At 67.9% G+C, this 19,030-nt stretch carries 18 protein-coding genes; 3 read left to right on the top strand and 15 right to left on the bottom strand.

All coding sequences use genetic code 11. The features are described from left to right. Positions 1 to 28 precede the first annotated feature (28 nt). From ABD104_RS01485 to ABD104_RS01460, 6 genes are all read right to left on the bottom strand, one after another. The gene (locus tag ABD104_RS01485; RefSeq protein WP_343927044.1) at positions 29 to 1,297 is read right to left on the bottom strand and encodes a CaiB/BaiF CoA transferase family protein; all 1,269 of its coding nucleotides are present in this window, start codon (positions 1,295 to 1,297) and stop codon (positions 29 to 31) included. After that, on the bottom strand, positions 1,294 to 3,252 hold the full coding sequence (locus ABD104_RS01480; protein ID WP_343927043.1) for an acetyl/propionyl/methylcrotonyl-CoA carboxylase subunit alpha: 1,959 nt from the start codon (positions 3,250 to 3,252) through the stop codon (positions 1,294 to 1,296). Before ABD104_RS01480 ends, ABD104_RS01485 begins: the two co-directional genes overlap by 4 nt. Before the next feature lie 3 nt (positions 3,253 to 3,255). Then, positions 3,256 to 4,860: a carboxyl transferase domain-containing protein gene (locus tag ABD104_RS01475; protein ID WP_343927042.1), complete on the bottom strand. Its 1,605-nt coding sequence runs from the start codon at positions 4,858 to 4,860 to the stop codon at positions 3,256 to 3,258. Between the two features lie 12 nt (positions 4,861 to 4,872). Continuing rightward, a complete protein-coding gene (locus ABD104_RS01470) occupies positions 4,873 to 5,199 on the bottom strand; it encodes an AtuA-related protein (protein WP_087840031.1) in 327 nt (108 codons plus the stop codon). 11 nt (positions 5,200 to 5,210) lie between these two features. Beyond that, the gene (locus ABD104_RS01465; protein ID WP_343927041.1) at positions 5,211 to 6,587 is read right to left on the bottom strand and encodes an acyclic terpene utilization AtuA family protein; all 1,377 of its coding nucleotides are present in this window, start codon (positions 6,585 to 6,587) and stop codon (positions 5,211 to 5,213) included. A 139-nt stretch (positions 6,588 to 6,726) separates the two neighbouring features. Continuing rightward, complete coding sequence (locus tag ABD104_RS01460; RefSeq protein ID WP_087840029.1) at positions 6,727 to 7,614, bottom strand: LysR family transcriptional regulator; 888 nt, start codon at positions 7,612 to 7,614, stop codon at positions 6,727 to 6,729. 184 nt (positions 7,615 to 7,798) lie between these two features. Here ABD104_RS01460 and ABD104_RS01455 point away from each other — a divergent pair, with 184 nt between their 5' ends. After that, positions 7,799 to 8,980 (top strand): YbfB/YjiJ family MFS transporter, encoded by a 1,182-nt coding sequence (locus ABD104_RS01455; RefSeq protein WP_279819411.1) that lies wholly within the window; start codon positions 7,799 to 7,801, stop codon positions 8,978 to 8,980. On the opposite strand, the gene ABD104_RS01450 is transcribed toward ABD104_RS01455, so the two are convergent. The 3 genes from ABD104_RS01450 to ABD104_RS01440 all read right to left on the bottom strand — a co-directional run bounded on the left by ABD104_RS01450 (position 8,890) and on the right by ABD104_RS01440 (position 11,832). Further along, positions 8,890 to 9,945: a glycosyltransferase family 9 protein gene (locus tag ABD104_RS01450; protein WP_132978811.1), complete on the bottom strand. Its 1,056-nt coding sequence runs from the start codon at positions 9,943 to 9,945 to the stop codon at positions 8,890 to 8,892. The genes ABD104_RS01455 and ABD104_RS01450 overlap by 91 nt on opposite strands. A 77-nt stretch (positions 9,946 to 10,022) precedes the next feature. After that, on the bottom strand, positions 10,023 to 10,889 hold the full coding sequence (locus ABD104_RS01445) for a glycosyltransferase family protein (protein ID WP_087840027.1): 867 nt from the start codon (positions 10,887 to 10,889) through the stop codon (positions 10,023 to 10,025). Between the two features lie 13 nt (positions 10,890 to 10,902). Then, entirely contained in the window at positions 10,903 to 11,832 is a 930-nt protein-coding gene (locus ABD104_RS01440; RefSeq protein ID WP_087840026.1) for a hypothetical protein, read from the bottom strand. Positions 11,833 to 11,961: 129 nt separating this feature from the next. On the opposite strand from ABD104_RS01440, the gene ABD104_RS01435 reads away from it, so the two are divergent. Beyond that, entirely contained in the window at positions 11,962 to 12,651 is a 690-nt protein-coding gene (locus ABD104_RS01435; protein ID WP_087840025.1) for a glycosyltransferase family protein, read from the top strand. On the opposite strand, the gene ABD104_RS01430 is transcribed toward ABD104_RS01435, so the two are convergent. The 4 genes from ABD104_RS01430 to ABD104_RS01415 are packed head-to-tail and all read right to left on the bottom strand — an operon-like array spanning position 12,632 to position 15,766. Continuing rightward, entirely contained in the window at positions 12,632 to 13,387 is a 756-nt protein-coding gene (locus tag ABD104_RS01430; RefSeq protein ID WP_087840264.1) for a membrane-anchored protein, read from the bottom strand. The two genes, ABD104_RS01435 and ABD104_RS01430, sit on opposite strands and share 20 nt — an antisense overlap. 17 nt (positions 13,388 to 13,404) lie before the next feature. After that, the gene (locus tag ABD104_RS01425) at positions 13,405 to 14,142 is read right to left on the bottom strand and encodes an SDR family NAD(P)-dependent oxidoreductase (protein ID WP_343927040.1); all 738 of its coding nucleotides are present in this window, start codon (positions 14,140 to 14,142) and stop codon (positions 13,405 to 13,407) included. Between the two features lie 18 nt (positions 14,143 to 14,160). Continuing rightward, entirely contained in the window at positions 14,161 to 15,501 is a 1,341-nt protein-coding gene (locus tag ABD104_RS01420) for a type II toxin-antitoxin system HipA family toxin (RefSeq protein ID WP_279819367.1), read from the bottom strand. Between the two features lies 1 nt (position 15,502). Continuing rightward, positions 15,503 to 15,766: a helix-turn-helix domain-containing protein gene (locus ABD104_RS01415; protein WP_279819365.1), complete on the bottom strand. Its 264-nt coding sequence runs from the start codon at positions 15,764 to 15,766 to the stop codon at positions 15,503 to 15,505. A 94-nt stretch (positions 15,767 to 15,860) separates the two neighbouring features. Between ABD104_RS01415 and ABD104_RS01410 the strand changes: the two genes are divergently transcribed. Continuing rightward, on the top strand, positions 15,861 to 16,670 hold the full coding sequence (locus ABD104_RS01410) for an AAC(3) family N-acetyltransferase (protein ID WP_343927039.1): 810 nt from the start codon (positions 15,861 to 15,863) through the stop codon (positions 16,668 to 16,670). Between the two features lie 154 nt (positions 16,671 to 16,824). Here ABD104_RS01410 and ABD104_RS01405 read toward each other — a convergent pair whose 3' ends face one another. Both ABD104_RS01405 and ABD104_RS01400 read right to left on the bottom strand, forming a co-directional pair. Then, positions 16,825 to 18,180 carry an MFS transporter gene (locus ABD104_RS01405; protein ID WP_087840020.1) on the bottom strand — a complete coding sequence of 452 codons (1,356 nt, stop codon included), beginning with the start codon at positions 18,178 to 18,180 and terminating at the stop codon, positions 16,825 to 16,827. 36 nt (positions 18,181 to 18,216) lie between these two features. Further along, a complete protein-coding gene (locus ABD104_RS01400) occupies positions 18,217 to 19,023 on the bottom strand; it encodes an enoyl-CoA hydratase/isomerase family protein (protein WP_338615227.1) in 807 nt (268 codons plus the stop codon). Positions 19,024 to 19,030 lie beyond the last annotated feature (7 nt).

Genomic DNA, 19,030 nt, shown 5'->3' with positions numbered 1-19,030 from the left:
CCTCCTCGTTCCCTGAATGTTTTCCTGGTCAAAGCACGCCGGCCTGCCGCAATGCCGCTAGCTGCTCGGGCGTCACGCCCACCGACCGCAGTACCTCGTCGGTATGCTGGCCCAGCATGGGCGGCGCGCTTCCCGGCTCCAGCGGCGTGGCCGAGAAGCGCATGGGATTGCGCACCGTCGGCACCCTGCCATAGCGCGGATGCCGCACCTCGGCGCGCATGCCGCGCGCGACGACGTGCTCGTCGGCGAACACCTGGTCCATGCCGTTGATGGGCCCGCCCGGGACCTGCGCGCGTTCGAGCAGCGACGTCCAGTCGGACAGGGTGCGCGAACGCGTGAGCGGCACCAGCCACGCATCCAGCTCCGCACGATTGCGCACCCGGTCCGCGATGGTCGCGAAGCGGGAATCGGTCCCGACCTCGGCCTGCCCCACCGCCTCGCACAGGCGGCGGAACTGCGTGTCGTTGCCGACGGCGAGCACCAGATGGCCGTCCGCCGCCGGATAGACCGCATACGGCGCGATGTTGGGATGGCCGCTGCCCATGCGCTGCGGCACGCGGCCGCTGACCAGGTAGTTCATCGACTGGTTCACCAGCGAGCCGACCATGCAGTCCAGCAGGCTGATGTCGATGTGCTGGCCGCCGTGGCCCCGGTCCCTGTGCTGCACCGCGGCCAGGATGGCGGTGGTGGCGTACATGCCGGCCAGCAGGTCGGCCACCGCCACGCCTGCCCGCTGCGGCCCGCCGCCGGGCAGGTCATCGCGCTCACCCGTCACGCTCATGAGGCCGCCCATGCCCTGGATCAGGTAGTCGTAGCCCGCGCGGTCCTTGTATGGCCCGGTTTGGCCGAATCCGGTCACCGAGCAATAGACCAGCCCCGGATTGATCTCGCGCAGCGAGTCGTAGTCCAGCCCGTATTTCTTCAGCGCGCCGACCTTGTAGTTCTCCACGAGCACGTCGGCGCCTCGCGCCAGCTCCCGGACGATCCGCTGGCCGCGCGGGTCGGAGAAATCGATGGCGACGGACTTCTTGCCGCGGTTGCAACTCATGAAATAAGCGGCATCGCCCTCTTCCCCCGTATGCTCGTCGGTCAGGAACGGCGGCCCCATCTGCCGCGTATCGTCGCCGGCGCCGGGTTTTTCTATCTTGATGACTTCCGCCCCCAGGTCCGCCAGGTTCTGCGTGGCCCAGGGGCCTGCCAGGATGCGGGAAAGGTCCACGACTCGAAGATGGCTCAACGGCTTGTTCATGGTGGTCTCGATGCTGCCGGCGCCCGCCGGCTCGGAATGGAAGGTCATGGCGCGGCGTCGTAATCGACCTCGACGATGAGATCGCCCTCGCGGACGCTCTCTCCCGGCGCATGGCGCAGGGCCCGAACGGTGCCGGCCCCGTGGGCGGCGATGGCGTGTTCCATCTTCATCGCCTCGATGATGGCCAGCGTGTCGCCCGGCAAGACCCGATCGCCCGGCCGCAGCGGCAGGGCCGCGATGACGCCGGACATCGGCGCGATGGCCAGGCGGTCCGGCCTGGCGCCGTCCTGTTCGCGGGTACTGCGGGGGCGCACGGTGTAGTGGTCGCCGTCCACCAGCACATGCCAGCCGGATTCGGCCGGGCAGGCCTCCCAGCCGTGCGGGCCTACCCGCCCCCCCAACCCCGACGCGTCGCGCAAGACGCGCGACGCCTTGCCGGCCGCCTCCACGTCCACGCCCGGGCCGTCGGCCGCCACGAAGCCGGCCGCGACCGGCTCCTGGTCCAGCTCGAAATGCATCCTCCCCAGCGGCGTTCCGGCATCCAGGCAATGCCGGTCCATCGTTCCCTGCCCGGCGCCTGGAAGCCAGGGCGAGCCTGGCCTGGCCGCCGCGGGAAAGTGCAGCGCGGCGCCCACCGCCACCGCGGCCTCGCGGCTGCGCGGCGACTGCAGGTCCTTGCGCTCGTCCAGGTAGCGCGTGTGAACGTGTCCGGACCTGACCGCCGGATCGTCCAGGACCCGCGCCAGGTAACCCACGTTGGTGGTGATGCCCAGCAGCACGGTGTCGCCCAGCCCCGCCCTGAGCGCATGCAGCGCGGCCTGGCGGTCGCCGGCGTGGGCGATGATCTTGGCCACCATGGGGTCGTAGAAAGGCGGCACTTCTCCCGAGCCATCCAGTGCCGTGTCCACCCGCAGGCCCGCGGGCCATCGCGCGCGCGCCACCGTGCCCGGCGACGGGCGGAAGTCGTGCGCGGGATCCTCGGCGTAGACACGCGCCTCGATGGCATGGCCCCGGCATGCGATGGCGGATTGCGCCAGCGGCAAGGGCTCGCCCGCCGCCACCCGCAGTTGCCACTCCACCAGGTCCAGGCCGGTGACGGCCTCCGTGACGGGATGCTCGACCTGCAGGCGCGTGTTCACCTCCAGGAAGTAGCACTGGAGATCGCGGCCGACGATGAACTCGAAGGTCCCGGCATTGCGATAGTTCAAGCTGCGCGCGCCCTGCAGCGCCGCCTCCAGCAGGCGCAGGCGCGCCTCGGCGGGCAGGCCCGGCGCGGGCGCCTCTTCCACGACTTTCTGGTGGCGGCGCTGGAGCGAACACTCGCGCTCGAAAAGATGCACCACGTCGCCCCGGCCGTCGCCGAATATCTGCACCTCGATGTGGCGCGGCTCGTCGATGTAGCGCTCGACGATCATGCGGCCATCGCCGAAGCTGCTGCGCGCCACCCGGATCGCGGACTCGATCGCCTGCGCCAAGCCGTCATGGCGCGCGATGACCCGCATGCCCTTGCCGCCGCCCCCCGCCGACGGCTTGAGCAATACCGGCAGGTCGATGGCGCGCACCAGCGCCTCGATCTGCCCGGGGTCGTCGCTGGCCTCGTCGGTCCCCGGCACCACGGGAACGCCGGCCGCGCGCATCAGCGCCTTGGCCCGCGCCTTGTCTCCCAGCATGGCAATGGTCTCGGGCGCGGGGCCGATGAACACCAGTCCCGCGCGCTCGACGGCGGCCGCGAACTCGCTGTTCTCGGACAGGAAACCGTAGCCGGGATGCACAGCCTGGCATTGCGTGCGCACGGCCGCCTCGACCAGCCTGGCGACGTGCAGATAGCTGTCCCCGGCCGGACCCGGCCCCAGGCAGACCGTTTCCACCGCGCCGTCCAGGTGGGCCGCGGCGGCATCGGCTTCGGAATGGACGGCCACGTACTCGATGCCCAGGCGCCGGCACGTGCGCGCGATGCGCCGGGCGATCTCGCCCCGGTTCGCGATCAGGATTCTTTTCCACATGGCCTACATCCTGAACACGCCGAAGCGTGTCGATTCCCGGGGACTGCCCGCCGCCAGCGCGAGGCCCAGCGTCAACCACGCGCGGGTGTCGGCCGGTTCGATCACGCTGTCCACCCACAGACGGGAAGCCGCGTACAGGGCCGTGCTCTCGGCGTCGTAGGCGGCCCGTACAGGCGCCTTGAAAGCCTCGGCCTCCTCGGCGGAAAACGCCTTGCCCTGGCGCGCCAGTTGCTCGGCCCGCACCAGGGCCAGCACGGTGGCGGCCTGCTCGCCCCCCATCACCGACGTCCTCGCGTTCGGCCACATCGCCATCAGGCGCGGGCCGAAGGCACGCCCGCACATCGCATAGGCGCCGGCGCCGTAGCTTCCGCCTATGACCACGCTGAACTTGGGCACGCGGGCGGTCGCGACGGCGTTGACCATCTTGGCGCCGTCCTTGGCGATGCCTCCCTGCTCATACTGCACGCCAACCATGAAGCCGCTGATGTTGTGCAGGAACACCAGCGGGATGTTGTCCTGACAGCACAGTTCGATGAAGTTGGCGGCCTTCTGCGCGCTCTGGCCGAACAGCACGCCGTCATTGGCCAGGATGCCGACCGGATACCCGCCTATCGCGCCCGTGCCGCACACCAGGCTGGCGCCGTAGCGTTCCCGGTAGGCGACGAATTCGCTGCCGTCCAGCAACCGCGCCAGCACGTCGCGGACAGGGATGGCCTGCTTGGGGTTGGCGGGAATCAGCCCGGGCAGCTCGGCCGGATCATGGCGCGGCGGGACCGGGACACGCGGTGGCGCCGGCAAGGAGGCGGCCTGGCCGCGCGCCATGATGTCCCGCACCAGCGTCAGCGCGTGCAGTTCGTCATGGGCGAAATGATCGGCGACGCCGGACAGGCGCGTATGGATGTCGGCACCACCCAGCGCCTGCGCATCGACCAGTTCGCCGGTGGCCGCCTGCACCAGTTGCGGCCCGCCCAGGTAGATGGTGCCGGCCTGATCGACGATGACGGTCTCGTCGCACATCGCCGGTATGTAGGCGCCGCCCGCCGTGCACGCGCCCAGCACGGCCGCGACCTGCTTCAGGCCCAGGGCGGACATCTCGGCGATGTTGCGGAAGATCTTTCCGAAATGGTGCTCGTCGGGAAAGATGTCCCCCTGCAGCGGCAGGTAGGCGCCGCCGGAATCGACCAGATAGACGCACGGCAGGCCGTTCTCGCGGGCGATGGCCTGCGCCCGCAACTGCTTCTTGATGGTGAGCGGATAGTAGGTGCCGCCCTTGACCGTGGCATCGTTGGCCATGATCACGCAGGCGCGGCCGGCCACCATCCCGACCCCGGTGATCATGCCCGCGCCCGGCGACTGGCCGTCGTACAGGCCCTCGGCCGCCAGTTGCCCGATTTCCAGGAACGGCGTCCCGGGATCCAGCAGGGTATTGATCCGTTCGCGCGGCAGCAACTTGCCGCGCGCAAGATGCGTCTGGCGCGCGCGTTCGCCGCCGCCCTCGATCGCGCGCCGGCGCGCGGCATCCAGCGGCGCGCGAAGTTCGGCGTAGGCCGCGGCGTTGGCGGCGAACTCCTTGCCGTCTGTGCGTGTACGGGAAGACAGGATGGCCATGGCGAACGATCGTCAGGAAAGGTTCTCGGCGCCGCGCACCGGCAGGCGCATCAAGGCATAACCCAGCGACTTGCCGGTCTGGTCCAGCCGCAGGGTGCGCGTGGCGCCACCCCCGAGCGCATGGCGCATGACCACCACCACCGCGCCGATGTTGTCCATGGGATGGCACTCCACCTCGCCCTGCACCCAGTCGCCATAGAGCCGCTTCACATCGGCCGGCGTCACGCTGGCGCGCAGCCACGCATATTCCCTCGGGCCGCGGGCGACCAGGCCCACGGAGCAGACATCTCCCTTGTCCCCGGAGCGCACGTAGGCGATATCTTTCACTTGCAACGTCATCGGCATGCTCCTCAAGCCACCAGGATCTCGGTCTTCTGTTCGACGGCGTCGCGCGGGATGAGCGTCGGCCACAGCGCGATGACGGGACGCGGCTTCATCGGCGTGCCGAACGAAGTGCCCCCCGGCCCCATGATCCACAGATTCGTCCCGGCGCGCCGCACCTTGTCGGCTTCCTCCTGGGTCTGCGTGCGCACCGCGCAGCGCAGGCCCACCTCGGGCAGTTCGTTGGCCCATTCCCGGCCGGGAAACGCCGCCGCGGGCCCGTGCAGGGTGTTCAGGCCGACGAGATCGAAATGCACCTGGTCGGCCGCCAGGCCCATCCGCTCGAAACGCTCGAGCAGGGTCTCGCGGGCCTTCATCGCGCGGTCGTAGGCGTTGGGCCACGGGAAAAAGGCCATCGTCTCTCCTATCCAGCCGTCCTGGTAGCCCACCACCATCTTCCACAACTCGGGCGCGGGCTCTCCCCGCATGCCGCTGACGCGCACGCGGTCCTGGCCTTGGTCATCCAGCCTGAGGGATGTGAAGTCGGCCACCGCGTCGGGCATCAGATAGCGCCGCGGATCGCCGATTTCGTAGACCAAGTGTTCCTTGACCGTCCACTGATCGACCCGGCCCCCGCTGCCCGCCAGCTTGGTCACGGTGGCATCCCCGGTTTCGTCCACTTCCAGTATGGGGAATCCGACCCGCCCCATGTGCGGCATTTCCAGGAACCGGGACGACATGCCGCCCGAGCAGCCCGCCGCGCACTCGACGATGTGCCCCAGCGTCACCGCCGCGGCATACCGATGCACGTGCGCCGCGTCGCGACGCCAGCCGAATTCGTGCGCCAACGGGCCGACATACAGCGCATTGTCCGACACCCGTCCGGCGATGACGACGTCGGCCCCGCCGGCCAGTCCCTCGCTTATCCCCGAACTGTCGGTATAGACGTTGGCGCAGACCACGCGATCGCGTATGGCCGCGAAATCCTCATCGCCGGTATCCAGATTGCGCAGCGGCACGCCTTGCGCGATCAATGCATCGAGCTTGCCCAGCATGTCGTCGCCCTCGACCAGTGCGACGCGGGCGCCGGCCATGCCCGCCTGGCGCGCGCCCTCGGCAATCCTGCCGGCCGCGGCACGCGGATTGACGCCGCCGCCGTTGGAAATCAGGCGCGTGCCGGCCGCCCGGGCCTTGGGCAACAACGCGATCATGGCCTGCACCGCATCCGGCACGTAGCCGGCGTCGGGCCGCTTCAGCTTCTGCCGCTGCAACAGCGCCATGGTCAGTTCGGCCAGATAGTCGAAGCACAGGTAGTCCAGGTTCGCCCGTTCCAGCAATTCTTCGGCGGGGTCCAGGGCATCGCCCCAGAAACCCGACCCGGCACCCATCCGCACGATGCGGCCCATATCTGCCTCCGCCTTCTAATTTCATTTTGTTTTATCTAATTTCATTATATTTTTTATCCAGCGAAGGCGTCAAGCACGAGCTGCGGAGCTTCCGGGATCGCATCGCCTGGAGAACGCGCGGCCGGTGCCGCCCGCTGTCCTACCGCCCGGCCCTGCCCCGGCCGTGGAACGCCCGGACCATCTCCAGGAACACCGTGGACGCGCTGGAGACGTAGCCGTCCCGGCGCCGGATGTACAAGGTCTCCACCCGCGCGAGTTCGCGTGGAATGCGGTGCAGGGAGACGCGCCCGGCCTTCGCCGCCGGCGCGGCCACTCCGCGCGGCAGCAAGGTCACGCCCACCCCGGCCGCAACGCAGCTCACGATAGCGTCGAGCGAACCGAACTCCAGCGGACGGGCGACGACGATGCCCATTGCGGCCAGCAGCGACTCGAGTCGCTGCCGATAGGAACACCCCAGCTGGAAAACGATGGTCTTCAGGTCGGGCACGCTTGCCAAGGACTTGATCGTGCGCAGGGCCGGACCGCCGACCAGCGCCAGTTCCTCGGTGAAGACGGCTTCCTGGTACAGGTCGGGATGCGTGACCGGACCGGCAACGAACGCGCCTTCCAGCCGGTATTCGACGACGTCCTGCACCAGCCGCGCGGTCGTGCCCGTGCGAAGCGACAGCCGGACCGCGGGATGGGCCTGCGCATAGGAACTGAGCACCGGCGCCAGGCGCAGCGCCGTGGTCGTCTCCAGTCCGCCCAGCGACAGGTTGCCGGCGGGCGTGCCGTCGTCCCCGGCGGCCGCCCGTATCTCGGCCGTCAACCGCGACATCCTGCCGACCAGGGGCAGGATGCGGTCTCCGGCGGGCGTGATCACCACGCCGCGGGCATGGCGTTCGAACAAGGGTACGCCCAGTTCTTCCTCCAGCGCCCGGATCCTGGCCGTGACGTTGGACTGGACGGTATGCAGCTCGGCCGCGGCCTTGTTCATGCTGCCATGCCGAGCCACGGCCTCGAAGGTTTTCAGATCAGCCAGGTCCATGCTTGCTTCCATTCTGAAGGGCGGCATGCAGCGTCATGCTAGCGCGCCGGGGCCGCCGAGACATATCTTTATTCCAGATAGCCATGATCTTATAAATTCGCTTCTTCAGATAAATGATAGCGCGTAGCCTTTTCCGGTCTGCATTACGGGAAAGGACATGGACGAGGAAGCCACCACCCTGACGATGAAGGTCGCTGGCGGCAATCGCGCGGCATGGGCCGTGCTTGCCGGCTTCTGCGCCAGCCTGGTCGGCATCGGCCTGGCCCGCTTCGCCTACACCCCTCTCCTGCCTGCCATCATCGGCGCCCGTTGGTTCGCGCCGTCCCTGGCCGCCTACCTGGGCGCGGCCAACCTGGCCGGCTATCTGGCGGGCGCGCTGGCTGGCCGGCCGCTGGCCGCCAAATGGTCGCCCGCCCCGGTCCTGCGCGGCATGATGTTGCTCGCGACGATCGCCTGCCTGGCCTGCGCGGTGCCGGTCTCTTTCGTCTGGTTCTTCGCCTGGCGCTTTCTGTCCGGACTTGCCGGCGGCGCGCTCATGGTGCTTGCCGCGCCCGCGGTGCTGCCCCTGGTGCCGCCTTCGCGCCGGGGACTCGCCGGCGGCGTCATCTTCATGGGGGTCGGCGTCGGCATCGTGCTGTCCGGAACACTGGTCCCCCTCTGGCTGCGACAAGGCATACGCGAGACCTGGCTGGGCCTGGCCGCCCTGTCCCTGTTGCTGTCCGCCCTGGCGTGGAAAGGCTGGCCCGCGCAGACGAGACCGGCCGCGGCCGAGCCCTCGCATCGCCGCCCCGCCGCACCGTCCCGCCCGCTACGTGCGTTGTACGTCGAGTATGCGCTCAACGCCGCGGGATGGGTGCCGCACATGATCTTCCTGGTCGATTTCGTGGCGCGAGGTCTCGGTCTCGGCCTGCAGGCGGGAGCGCACTACTGGGTGCTGTTCGGCATCGGCGCGAGTGCGGGCCCGGTCCTGGCCGGCATGCTGGCCGACCGGATCGGCTTCGGCCCGGCGCTTCGGGCCTCGTTTGCGCTGGAAGCAGTGGCCGTGCTCATCCCGGCACTGGGCCTGGGGGCAGCCTGGCTGGCGGCTTCCAGCGTGATCGTGGGCGCTTTCGTGACCGGCACCGTGCCGCTGGTGCTGGGCCGTGTGCACGAGTTGCTGGTCCACCACCCTACTCTGCAGGGCCCGGCCTGGCAGACCGCCACGGTGGGCTTCGCCCTGTTCCAGGCACTGGCCGCCTACGGACTGTCCTTCCTGTTCGCCCACGACGGCGGCGACTATGCCCGGCTTTTCGTCATCGGGGCCTGCGCGATGGGGTTGGCATTGATCATCGACTTGTTCGTCATCCGCTCGCCCGCAGGCCCCTGATCGAATGCCAGTACGGCTTCCGACACCCGCCGGCGCAGCCGCTCGACCGCTGCGTCGACCTTGCGAACCGACAGCAGATACTTCCACGAATGTTCCCGCAGCCATCGACCGGGCATCAGCGGCGGCGCGGTGACAGCCAGGCTCAGCGCCCAGCCGGGCGCCCAGCGCACCGCGATGCGCGGCCGCATCGCGAGCGACACGGCGGGCACGCCCACGTTGGAGGCCAGGTGCGCCAGGCCCGAGTCATTCCCGACGAAAATGCGCGCCGTTGCAAGCCAGCGAGCCAGATCGTCCAGGGATTCGTGCGAGACCAGGCGAAAGCCCTGCGCCTCGACCCATTCCCATTGCGCGTGCTCGCGGGGAGCCACCACGAAACTCGGATCGTAGCCCCGGGCCCGCAGCCGGCGGGCCAGTTTCAGGAAACGTCCGGGCAGCCATTGCTTCTGGATGTCGCTGGCCGTGGGATGGATGATCACCCGATTGCCGACGGCGGTCACGCCCACGTCGACCGGCACGACCAGGCCGTTGTCGCGCGTCAGGCCATCGAGCCCGAAGCAATGGCGGCACAGGTCCAGCTGTATGTCCACCATGGGCTTGACCTGTCGATACGTGGGCCACCTGTCCATGACCCACACTCGCGGATGCCAATCGCGCGCATCGTCCAGCACGTCGGATTCGTAGGCGTGCAGCATGACGTCGAAATGCTCGAGCCGGTTCCGCGCCTGCGCCGCATGCAGCTCGGGCTCGATGCGAAAACCGGGAAACCACTTGCGCATGGCGTGCAGGTGGCGGCTGAAGACCGTGACATCGATCCCATGGCGGACGAGATTGTTGGCGACCACCATCGAGATGAGCGTGTCGCCGATGCGCGGCGACATCACGAAGGCGACAGACCAGCCTTGCTGAATGGGATGACGGGGATGGTTGATGGCAGCCCCCTTGTGCAGTGGTACGGGTCGATGCAATCGACTCTACTCTGCCGCCCCGTACGACTTGTTTTTTATCGTAACCAAATCGTCACGGGATATTCGCAAGAGAGCGATCAATCCGCCATGCCGCCCAGTCCCAGGCGCGACCAGAGCGAGCGTTTGCGGGTGCGGTGGTTGCCGGCATAGTCGCGTTGGGTGGCTTTCATCATGTCGCCGAATGGCGACGGCGACCGATAGTCGTCGAGCGCGTAGCCCGCGGACAGCGCTTCGCGATAGCAGGCATCGAAAAGCTCGGCCAGGTCGGCCCTGGGGTGCGGCAGCACCCGGCCGTCGAACCAGTGCCGGCGGCCTTCCCGCTCCAGCCTGGGGAATGCGTATTTGTGGCTGAACTGCGTCCCCATGTCCGAATAGTGCAGGATGCGAATCGCATGAAGCGGCTTTCCCTCGCCATCGATATTGTTGTAGTCCGAGTGCATCGACTCGATCAACTCGGGATGTCCGGAGAAATAGCGCATCATGCGCTGGTGCGAATCGGGCTCGGCGCGCAGGCGCTCGATGGATGGCAGGTGGGGCCGCGCGGCGGCGCAATCCCACACCGTCACGCAAAAACGCCACGATGTCTTGCGCCCCTTGCCGGTAAGCACCTTGCCGGCGTCCAGCGGCATCCGCCAGAGTTCGGCCAGGTCGCACAGCACCACCATGTCGGTGTCCAGGTAGATGGCCCGGCCCTCGTAGCCGCAGAACGCCGGCACGCCCCAGCGGAAACCCGAGAACGGCGTGGCCCACGCCTGCGTGCGCCAGCCCCGCCCCTGCCCGGGATCGGCATGCCAGAAACTGGCCGGATCCCTCGACAGCCGCATCCACTCGATGTCGATGGGCAGCGAGCAGTGCTTGCGCGCGCTGTATTCCAGCACCATCATCTGCTCGAGATCGCAGTCGTTCGGATCGCATCCGACGAAAAGCCTGATCCTGTCTTCCATATGGTCCTCGGCATCAACTCCCGGCCAGCGCGCGCCAGTCCCGTTGCTGGAACGGGTCACCCGACAGCGCGCCATCCGGAGACAGGTTGACGATACGCACGCCCGATTCGCGCAGCAGCGACGCCGCCCTGTTGAACGACGGCAGGATGTGGCCGGACAGGTACTGGTCGAGCGTGGTGGGAAGGCGGTCGGCGAGCGATTCGTAGAAGCGGCCCGCGGCGGCCGCGTTGCGCAGGTCCACGCCATGCAGCACGATTTCGGCGTACCCCAGCCAGGCCATGATCTGGAGAGCGGTGTAGGCCACGGTGCCGACGTCGAACACGCCCTTGCGGATGTCGCGGCTGAATCCCAGCGCGCGGTCGAGATCGAAAATAGCCAGTTCGTGCTCCGGATGTTCGCGCCGTACCTGCGCCATGGTCCGCGCCGGCAACAGCGCGCGCCGCTGGGGATTCTCGACCAGGAACAGCCGGCAGCGCAACGCCTCGGGAGGCATCCGTTGCAGGACATGCCACAGGCACAAAGGCGTGGTGAACAGCAGCAGCTCCTGCTCCACGACCCGGCGGACCAGTTCGGGACGGGCCCGCACGAAGCCCGTGTCGTTGAAGCAGTAGTAATCGAAGCGTACGGCATGACGGTCGAGCAGCGCGATGGCGCCGTTCACCCCCATCACGCCGGACAAGGACAGGCGGCCGTAGTCGATGTCATTGATCGACGGGCCGCTGGCGATGATGTGCCCCGTTCCGGACGCGCTTGCCCGGGCCACGCTCGCATTGGCCAATGGCAGTGGCCGGCGCCGGTACGAATAGCCGACCACATGGCCGTCGGCGTCGCGTTCCACCGCCACGTGCGGCCACAGGCGCTCGTTGTGGCGCTGGCCGGGACCGTGGGTGTAGCGGTACAGCAGCTTCAGCGCGGTATTGGCGAATCGGCGGGCGACGGGCATGCGGCCAATTGTTTGCCCATCGCGCACGAATGTCGAGCCGGCGTCTGTTTCTTATGAAACGTTGTGATACGCCCGGCCGAGCCGCGGCCCGGTACAACATGGGTTCCGCAGAACTCGACCCGGCCGGCCATGATAGAAACTGCCCGCATCTACATAGGTTTCGACAGCAAGGAAGTCGCCGCCTATCACGTGCTGTGTCAGAGCATCCTGGAAAAGAGCTCCATCCCCGTTTCCGTCACCCCGGTCGCCCTGGATCACCTGGAAGGCGTCTTCGCCCGGGAACGCAATCCGCTCCAGTCGACCGAGTTCTCGTTCTCTCGCTTCCTGGTGCCTTACCTGAGCGGTTTCCAGGGCTGGTCCCTGTTCATCGATTGCGACACGCTGGTGCGCACGGACATCGCGGAACTCTGGGCCTTGCGGGACGAGCGCTTTGCCGCGATGTGCGTCAAGCACGACTACCGTCCCAGAAGCGAAACCAAGTTCCTGGGACAGGTCCAGTCCAGGTACGAGAAGAAGAACTGGTCCAGCGTCCTGCTCTTCAACAATGCGAAATGCCGCAGGCTCGATCCCTACTATGTGAACACGGCGACCGGGCTGGACCTGCACCAGTTCAAGTGGCTCGAATCGGAAGACCTCATCGGCGACCTCCCCGCCGCATGGAACTGGCTGGTCGCCGAATACGACTACCGTTCCGACGCCAAACTGGTGCATTTCACCACCGGCGGCCCTTACTTCGACGAACACAGGAACGACGACTACGCGGACGAGTGGTTCTCCACCCGCGAGCGTCTCCTGCACGTCAGGCAGCGCGGCCGGTGACGCACGCCGCGCGCTCCGCGTTCCACAAGGGAATTCCCGTGGCGCGCGACACCTGCGGATCGGCGGTGAATACCGGCCGCCCCGCATCGAGCAGGCGTTGCAGGATGATCCGGTCCATGCGCACGTGCAGCCGCGCCAGGCCCGCATCGTTGTAGGCGTGTCCGGCCGAACCCGGATCGATGCCGGCGATGATGACGGCAGGAGCGCCGTGATGCAGCGCATACAGCACGGCGTTGATGCCGTTCGAGCACTTCGACTCGGCGTCGATCTCCAGGGAATGCAGGCCCGCGACCCTGTCGAGCAGCGCCATGCGCTCATAGCGGTCGACGATGTAGAGGTGGTCGTAGCGGTAATCGAACGACGCCAGCCCGCGCTCCAGCCGCTCGCGTTCGTTCTTGCGCCATAGCAGCACGTAGAGCGCGCGCGTCCGCCGCCCGCTCAGGACCCGCCGGACCTCCCGCGCATTGTGCGTCGTGCCCTCGATCTGGTTGAACATCATCATCGTGATGTCGGGCACCTCGATGCCCCAGCGCGCGGCCACGGACTGGGATCCGTTCACGGTGATGACGGTATAGCGCCCATCCAGGCCCTCCGGCCGGTTGGCCTGCGGCGCGGAGCCGACCACGACCACCGGACCCGTGATGTCGAAAGGCAAAGGCGGCGGCGCGGGCCGGGTCAGGCGGTACTTCATCCATCGATACAGGCGCTTCTTCGCATCGATCAATTGTTGCCGCATCGTGCTTTCCGCCATCGTCAGGCCTCGGCCAGCGCGATGCCCGTCGCCCGTTCCAGCTCGCGCAGCAATTCGTCCTGGAAAGCCGCGTCGAGCGCGGCGGGATGCGGATCGAGCCGCTGCTGGTGGTGCCAGTATCCGCCGCTCGCGCCGGCGCGCGGGTCCGTGCCGGCAGCCAGCCACTCCTGGGTCAGGTGGCCCAGGCGCAGGTCGCCGGGCGCATTGGGGCCTCCCATCTTGGTCGGCACCCACCCCGGATCGACCGCGCTGCTGACGATGCCCGGCCACAGCCGGGCCACCGCCATCGCCAGCGCCGTCACGAACAGCTTGCTGTCCGAGTAGGACGCCGACTCGCCATGCCCGCGCCAATCCAGGCCGTCCAGTTGGGGACGGCCGTCGAAATGCATGCCGCTGCTCAGGTACACCAGGCGATCCGGCCGGGCAATGAGCGCCGTCAACACATAGGGCGCGACCACATTGACCGGCAGTATGTGCCGCCCGGTATAGACCCCGGCGTTGTGGATGACCGCATCCATCCGCCCCAGGCGGTTGACCTGGCCGGCGACGTCCTCGGCCTGCCCCGGGTCCGACAGATCGCCGGCCACCACCCGGGCGCCCCGGCTCACCAGGTCCTGCACCGCATCGAGCCGCTGCCGGCCGCGCACGTGAAGCACGACCTCGTGGCCGTCCGCGAGCAGCGTGCCGGCCGCGGCCTTGCCCAGCCCGTCGGCCGAGCCCGTGATGAAGATTCGAGACATTGCCAGCTCCTATGGGAATCAGGACACCATTGCCGCCAGCGCATCGGCGGCCCGTTGCAGCCCGCCCAGGATGGTGTCCGCGACACGCGGCGAAAAATCCCGGGGTAGCGCCGCGTGGGCCTCGGCGATGGCCGCGGGGGTACGCGACAGGATTTCTTCGATGATCGGCCCGGCCGTCGGCGCATAGCCAACCTTCCGTGCCGTACTGTCGAAATGCCGGCGCTGGATGCCGTGCATCTCATAGTGCCGGTTCTTGCCCAGCAACGCCATCGCCAGCTTGATTTCGCGGCTGGACCATTGATTGGCCCCCTCGCCCAGCACCGGGTAGGCCGACATCACGTCGTACAGCCTGGTCAGCCGGAAGCGACCGCGCGGCAGGAGATGAATGCTGAAATTCTTGGCGTGGCCGTCGGGCGCGCGCAACAGCCAGAACAGCACTTGCGCGGCCATCAATGTCTTCATGTCGGCATCGGGGCTCACCGACTGCCGCAGCGTGGCGAACAGGGTCTTGAGCCCCGGCCCGCCCTCGTTTTCGTACTTGCGCAGCGGCGGGCATCCGGCCACCTGGCAGAAATCCTCCTGCGGCAGCCGCATGATCCACCGGCCGTCCGGCGCGACGCGCCGGTCGAAACGCTCGACGACCAGCACGCGCTGCCTGCCGAAGGTCGCGATGTCGGCATGGGCGGCATCCAGCCCATAGGCCTTGAGCAGCCGCAGGCACAGCCATTCGTTGTCGACCGAGGTGGTGAAATCCGCCCGCCGGCCGCCCATCAGTCCCAGCGGCAGCTTGAAGATGTGGGTGGTGGGAGTGGCGCCGCGCGGCGCGTGCCATCGGCCGTCCCACCACAGGAAAGCGGTCTTCTCCTGCGCGCCCGCCAGTGAAATGCGGAAGTCGGCATCCGGATCCCCCTGGGCGCCGAAGGCGCGCGGCGACACCGTCTCGATCAGATGCCGCTCGATGTCCTCGTCGGACAAGGGCACGCCTTCAATGCGGTCGTGGCCGTCCGGCGTCTCGTGCTCGTCCAGTATCTGCACCGCTCCCACGCAGTCGCTGCCGACTGCCTTCAGGAGATCGAAGGGATCCGTCGAACCGGTCCGGAAGCGCTCGGCCACGCGCCTGCGGATCACGTCGCTGTCGGGCAGGAGGTTGTCGAAATAGTTGGCGACCCTCTCGCCCTTCAGGGGCAGGCCGTGCAGGTTGAACGGCAGCGACAGCGAAAGCGGCCGGCCGATGTCGGCCCCCGTCCAATCCGGGTCGTAATGCAGTTCCATTTCTCCCCTCGCGGGGATCGTCCAGCGGCCGACGCGGATGCCGTTGGCCCAGATGAACAGGCTGCGGCCATGCGATCGACGACCCATGTCACCAGTCCGCGTGTACAGTGGACGGTGGCGCCTGGCCGCCGCGCGGCCCCAGGGTCAATTCCAGCCCGAGCGCGGCACACCAGGCCAACAGTTGCTCCAGGCTCAGCTCATGGGCGTGCAGTTCCAGGTGGGACACCCGCGACTGGCTCAGGCCGATGCGGCCGGCCAGGGCAGACTGGGTCATCCCCTGGGATTTGCGCGCGGCCTGCAGCACCGTGCCCAGTTGCGTGGCGGTCGCCAGGACTTGAGGTGACATGGACATGGCAAATACCTGAAATCCGAATAAATTCATAATATTTGCGGTACAGGTATATGTCAATTATCCGGATTTCAAATATTTCCCGATTGTCCTTCCCATGACCGAGCACGCCGCCATCATCGCCACGCCCCAGCCACGCACCCGGGAAACCCTGGCCGCCGACCTGTCACGGCTGGGTGTCGCCCCCGGCATGACCCTGCTCGTACATTGCGCCATGAGCCGGCTCGGCTGGGTCTCGGGGGGAGCCGAGACCGTCGTGCGTGCCCTGCTCGATGCCGTGGGCCCGGCCGGCACGCTGGTGATGCCCGCGCAGTCATCGCAGTTGAGCGATCCCGCCAACTGGCGGGCGCCCGCCGTCCCGCCCGCCTGGATAGCCACGATCCGGGCCACGCTGCCGCCGTTCGACCCGCGTACCACCCCGACGCGCGGCATGGGCGCGGTGGCGGAACTGTTCCGGACCTGGCCCGGTGCCCGCCGCAGCCCCCACCCCCTGTGCTCCTTCGCCGCGCTGGGCCCGCTGGCCGGATCGATCACCGCCACCCACGCCCTGGAAGATCCTTTCGGCCACGGCGGGCCGCTGGGGCGCCTGTACCGGGAACGCGCCGGCATCCTGCTGCTGGGCGCCGGCTTCGGTGCATGCACGGCCTTCCACATGGCCGAGACCCTGGCCTCGCCCCCGCCGCCCAGGATCGCCGAAGGCGCCCCGCTATGGGTGGACGGCCAGCGGCGCTGGGTGGCCTTCGACCTGCCCGCCGGCGATGCGGACCGTTTCCCGGCCCTGGGCGAGACGCTCGTCCGGCTGGGCCTGGCCAGGACTGGGCAGGTCGGCTCCGCGTCCTGTCACCTGCTGGACCTGCGGGCGGCGGTAGATGCGGCGGCCAGGCTCATGACGGAAACACCCCGCTGAACCCGGGCCGGGATTTTTTTCCGCCACCGATCCGTTTCCCCTGTCCGATTCGTCTTGGGAGTACCGGACACAGCCATGCCGGTTCCAACCCGAAGGAATCTCCGCCATGACCACCGCCCCGCAGCAACCCGTCACCCTTCCTGCGCCTCCGGGCCTAGTCGAACTGGCCCTGGGTCTCGGGCGAGACCTTGGCGCCCACCAGGTAGACCACCGCCAGCAAGGCCGAGGTGATGGCCAGGACGTGGGGAATGTCCTGCGGCGAGCCGCTCAGCAGCGAGACCACCGTGGGCATCATGCCGCCGACGGCGAAGCCGATGTTCCAGGACAACCCCGTGCCGCTGGCGCGCATCTTGGCCGGGAAGCGTTCGTTCAGGAAGATCATGACCGGCGCGATGATGGCCCCGCCAAGCAGGGCGATGGCCGAGGCGATCATCGTGATCTGTAGCAGGGACGCGGGCTTGGCGATGAGCAGGAACAGGTACGGCAGCAGTACCAGGCAGAAGACGCCCAGCGCATAGAACGTCTTCTTGCGGCCGATGACGTCGCTCAGGGCGCCGAAGGCCAGCGCGCCGACGATCGTTCCCACCGAGCTGATCATCAGGATCAGCGCCGAGCTCTCGTGCGGCACGTTCGCCACCAGCTTCAGCAGCGTCGGCAGATAGCCCGCGGTGATGTAGTAGGTCGCGCCGCCGCCGAAGGTGATCAGCAGGTTGACCAGCAGCACGTTGCGATACTCGCCCGCGAACAGCGTCTTGAGCGGCGAAGCCTGCCTGGCCGCCCCGTCCTTCTGCCTGGCCCGCTCGGCCTGGATCTTCTTGAAGGAAGGCGTCTCGTCCAGCAGCCTGTACATCACCAGGCCGAAGACGGTGCTGATCAGGCCCGAGAAGAACATGACGCGCCAGCCGATCTGGTCGAAACGGTCGCCGGGGAAGACGTAGGACAGCGCGAAGTACACGATGGAGGCCATCAGGGCGCCCATGCCTGCGCCGCCGCTGCCGACCAGTCCCGACATCAGGCCACGGTGGCGCGGCGCGATCGACTCCGTGCCTATCGTATGCGTCGAGGCCACGATACCGCCCACGAACAAACCCTGCACGATGCGCAATACCAGGAAGACGATGGGAGCGATCACCCCGGCCTGGTGGATGGTCGGCAGCAGGCCGAATGCCGCCGTGCTCAGCCCCACGCCCACCATCGAGATCATCAGCGCACGCTTGCGGCCGTGCTTGTCGGCATAGGCGCCGAACACGGCCGACCCCAGGGGCCGCACCAGCAGCGCCACCGCGAACGAGGCATAGACCGCGGCCAGCGACAGGGTGGGCTTGTCCGAAGGAAAGAACAGCCGCCCGATGATGGGCGCCACATACAGCAGGATGAACAGGTCGAACAGGTCCAGCGCCCATCCGAAGGTGGACGCCAGGCCCGCCATGAAGGCCTTGCGCGACTGCGCGGGGTCGGCGGCCGAGTCGCGCGGTCCCGCGCCCGGAACGGTATCCGTGGTCGTATTCATGATGTCTCCGTTATTGGAATCGTGCAGCGTTCCGGCTTAGCGGCCCGTCCACTGCGGTTTACGCTTGGCGTGGAATGCCTCGACGCCTTCGCGGAAATCCTCGGATGTGCGCAGGCGGCTGTAGCAGTGCCCCTCGAGCTCGATGGCGATGGACACCGGCGAGTCCTCCGAATCGTTCAGCAGCTTCTTGACCGTGCGCTGGGCCAGCGGCGAGAAACCACGCAGTTCGTCCACCAGCCTGTCGGTGGCGGCCTCGAGCTGGTCATCGGCCACGCACTCGACCACGAAGCCCCAGTCGTAGGCCTGCTGGCCCGGAATGCGGCGCGAGCGCATCACGACGTCCTTGGTGCGGGCGATGCCGATCATGCTTTGCAGGCGCGCCGATCCCCCCGATCCGGGAATCTGCCCCAGCTTCTGCTCGGGCAGCGCGTACTGCGCCGTGACGCTGGCGATACGGAAATCGCAGGCAAGCGAGATCTCGAATCCCACGCCGAAGCAGTAGCCCCGGTTGGCGGCGATCACCGGCTTGGAGCAGCGGGCCGGCGCGGCGATGTTCCAGGCCAGCTTGGAAACGTGTTCGGGGCTGGCCTCCAGGAAGCCGCGGATGTCGCCGCCGCTGGAGAAGTGCTCGCCTTCGGCGCGCAGCACGATCACGCGCACGCGCGGGTCCTCGTCCAGCGCCTCGAACACCAGGCGCAGTTGTTCGCGCTCGTGCATGGTGATGATGTTGAACGGAGGACGCTTCAGGACAATGTCGGCGCGCTCGCGCTCCGCGTCGACGATGACGTCGAAGCCATCGAGTTGTTCGAGCAGGCTGTGGGCCGGATGATTGAGCTTGGGCATGGAGATA

This window comes from Pigmentiphaga daeguensis (assembly GCF_039523035.1).
Classification (GTDB): domain Bacteria; phylum Pseudomonadota; class Gammaproteobacteria; order Burkholderiales; family Burkholderiaceae_B; genus Pigmentiphaga; species Pigmentiphaga daeguensis.
Note: the sequence above shows the minus strand (reverse complement) of the source record. Positions and strands in the feature narration are given on the sequence as shown.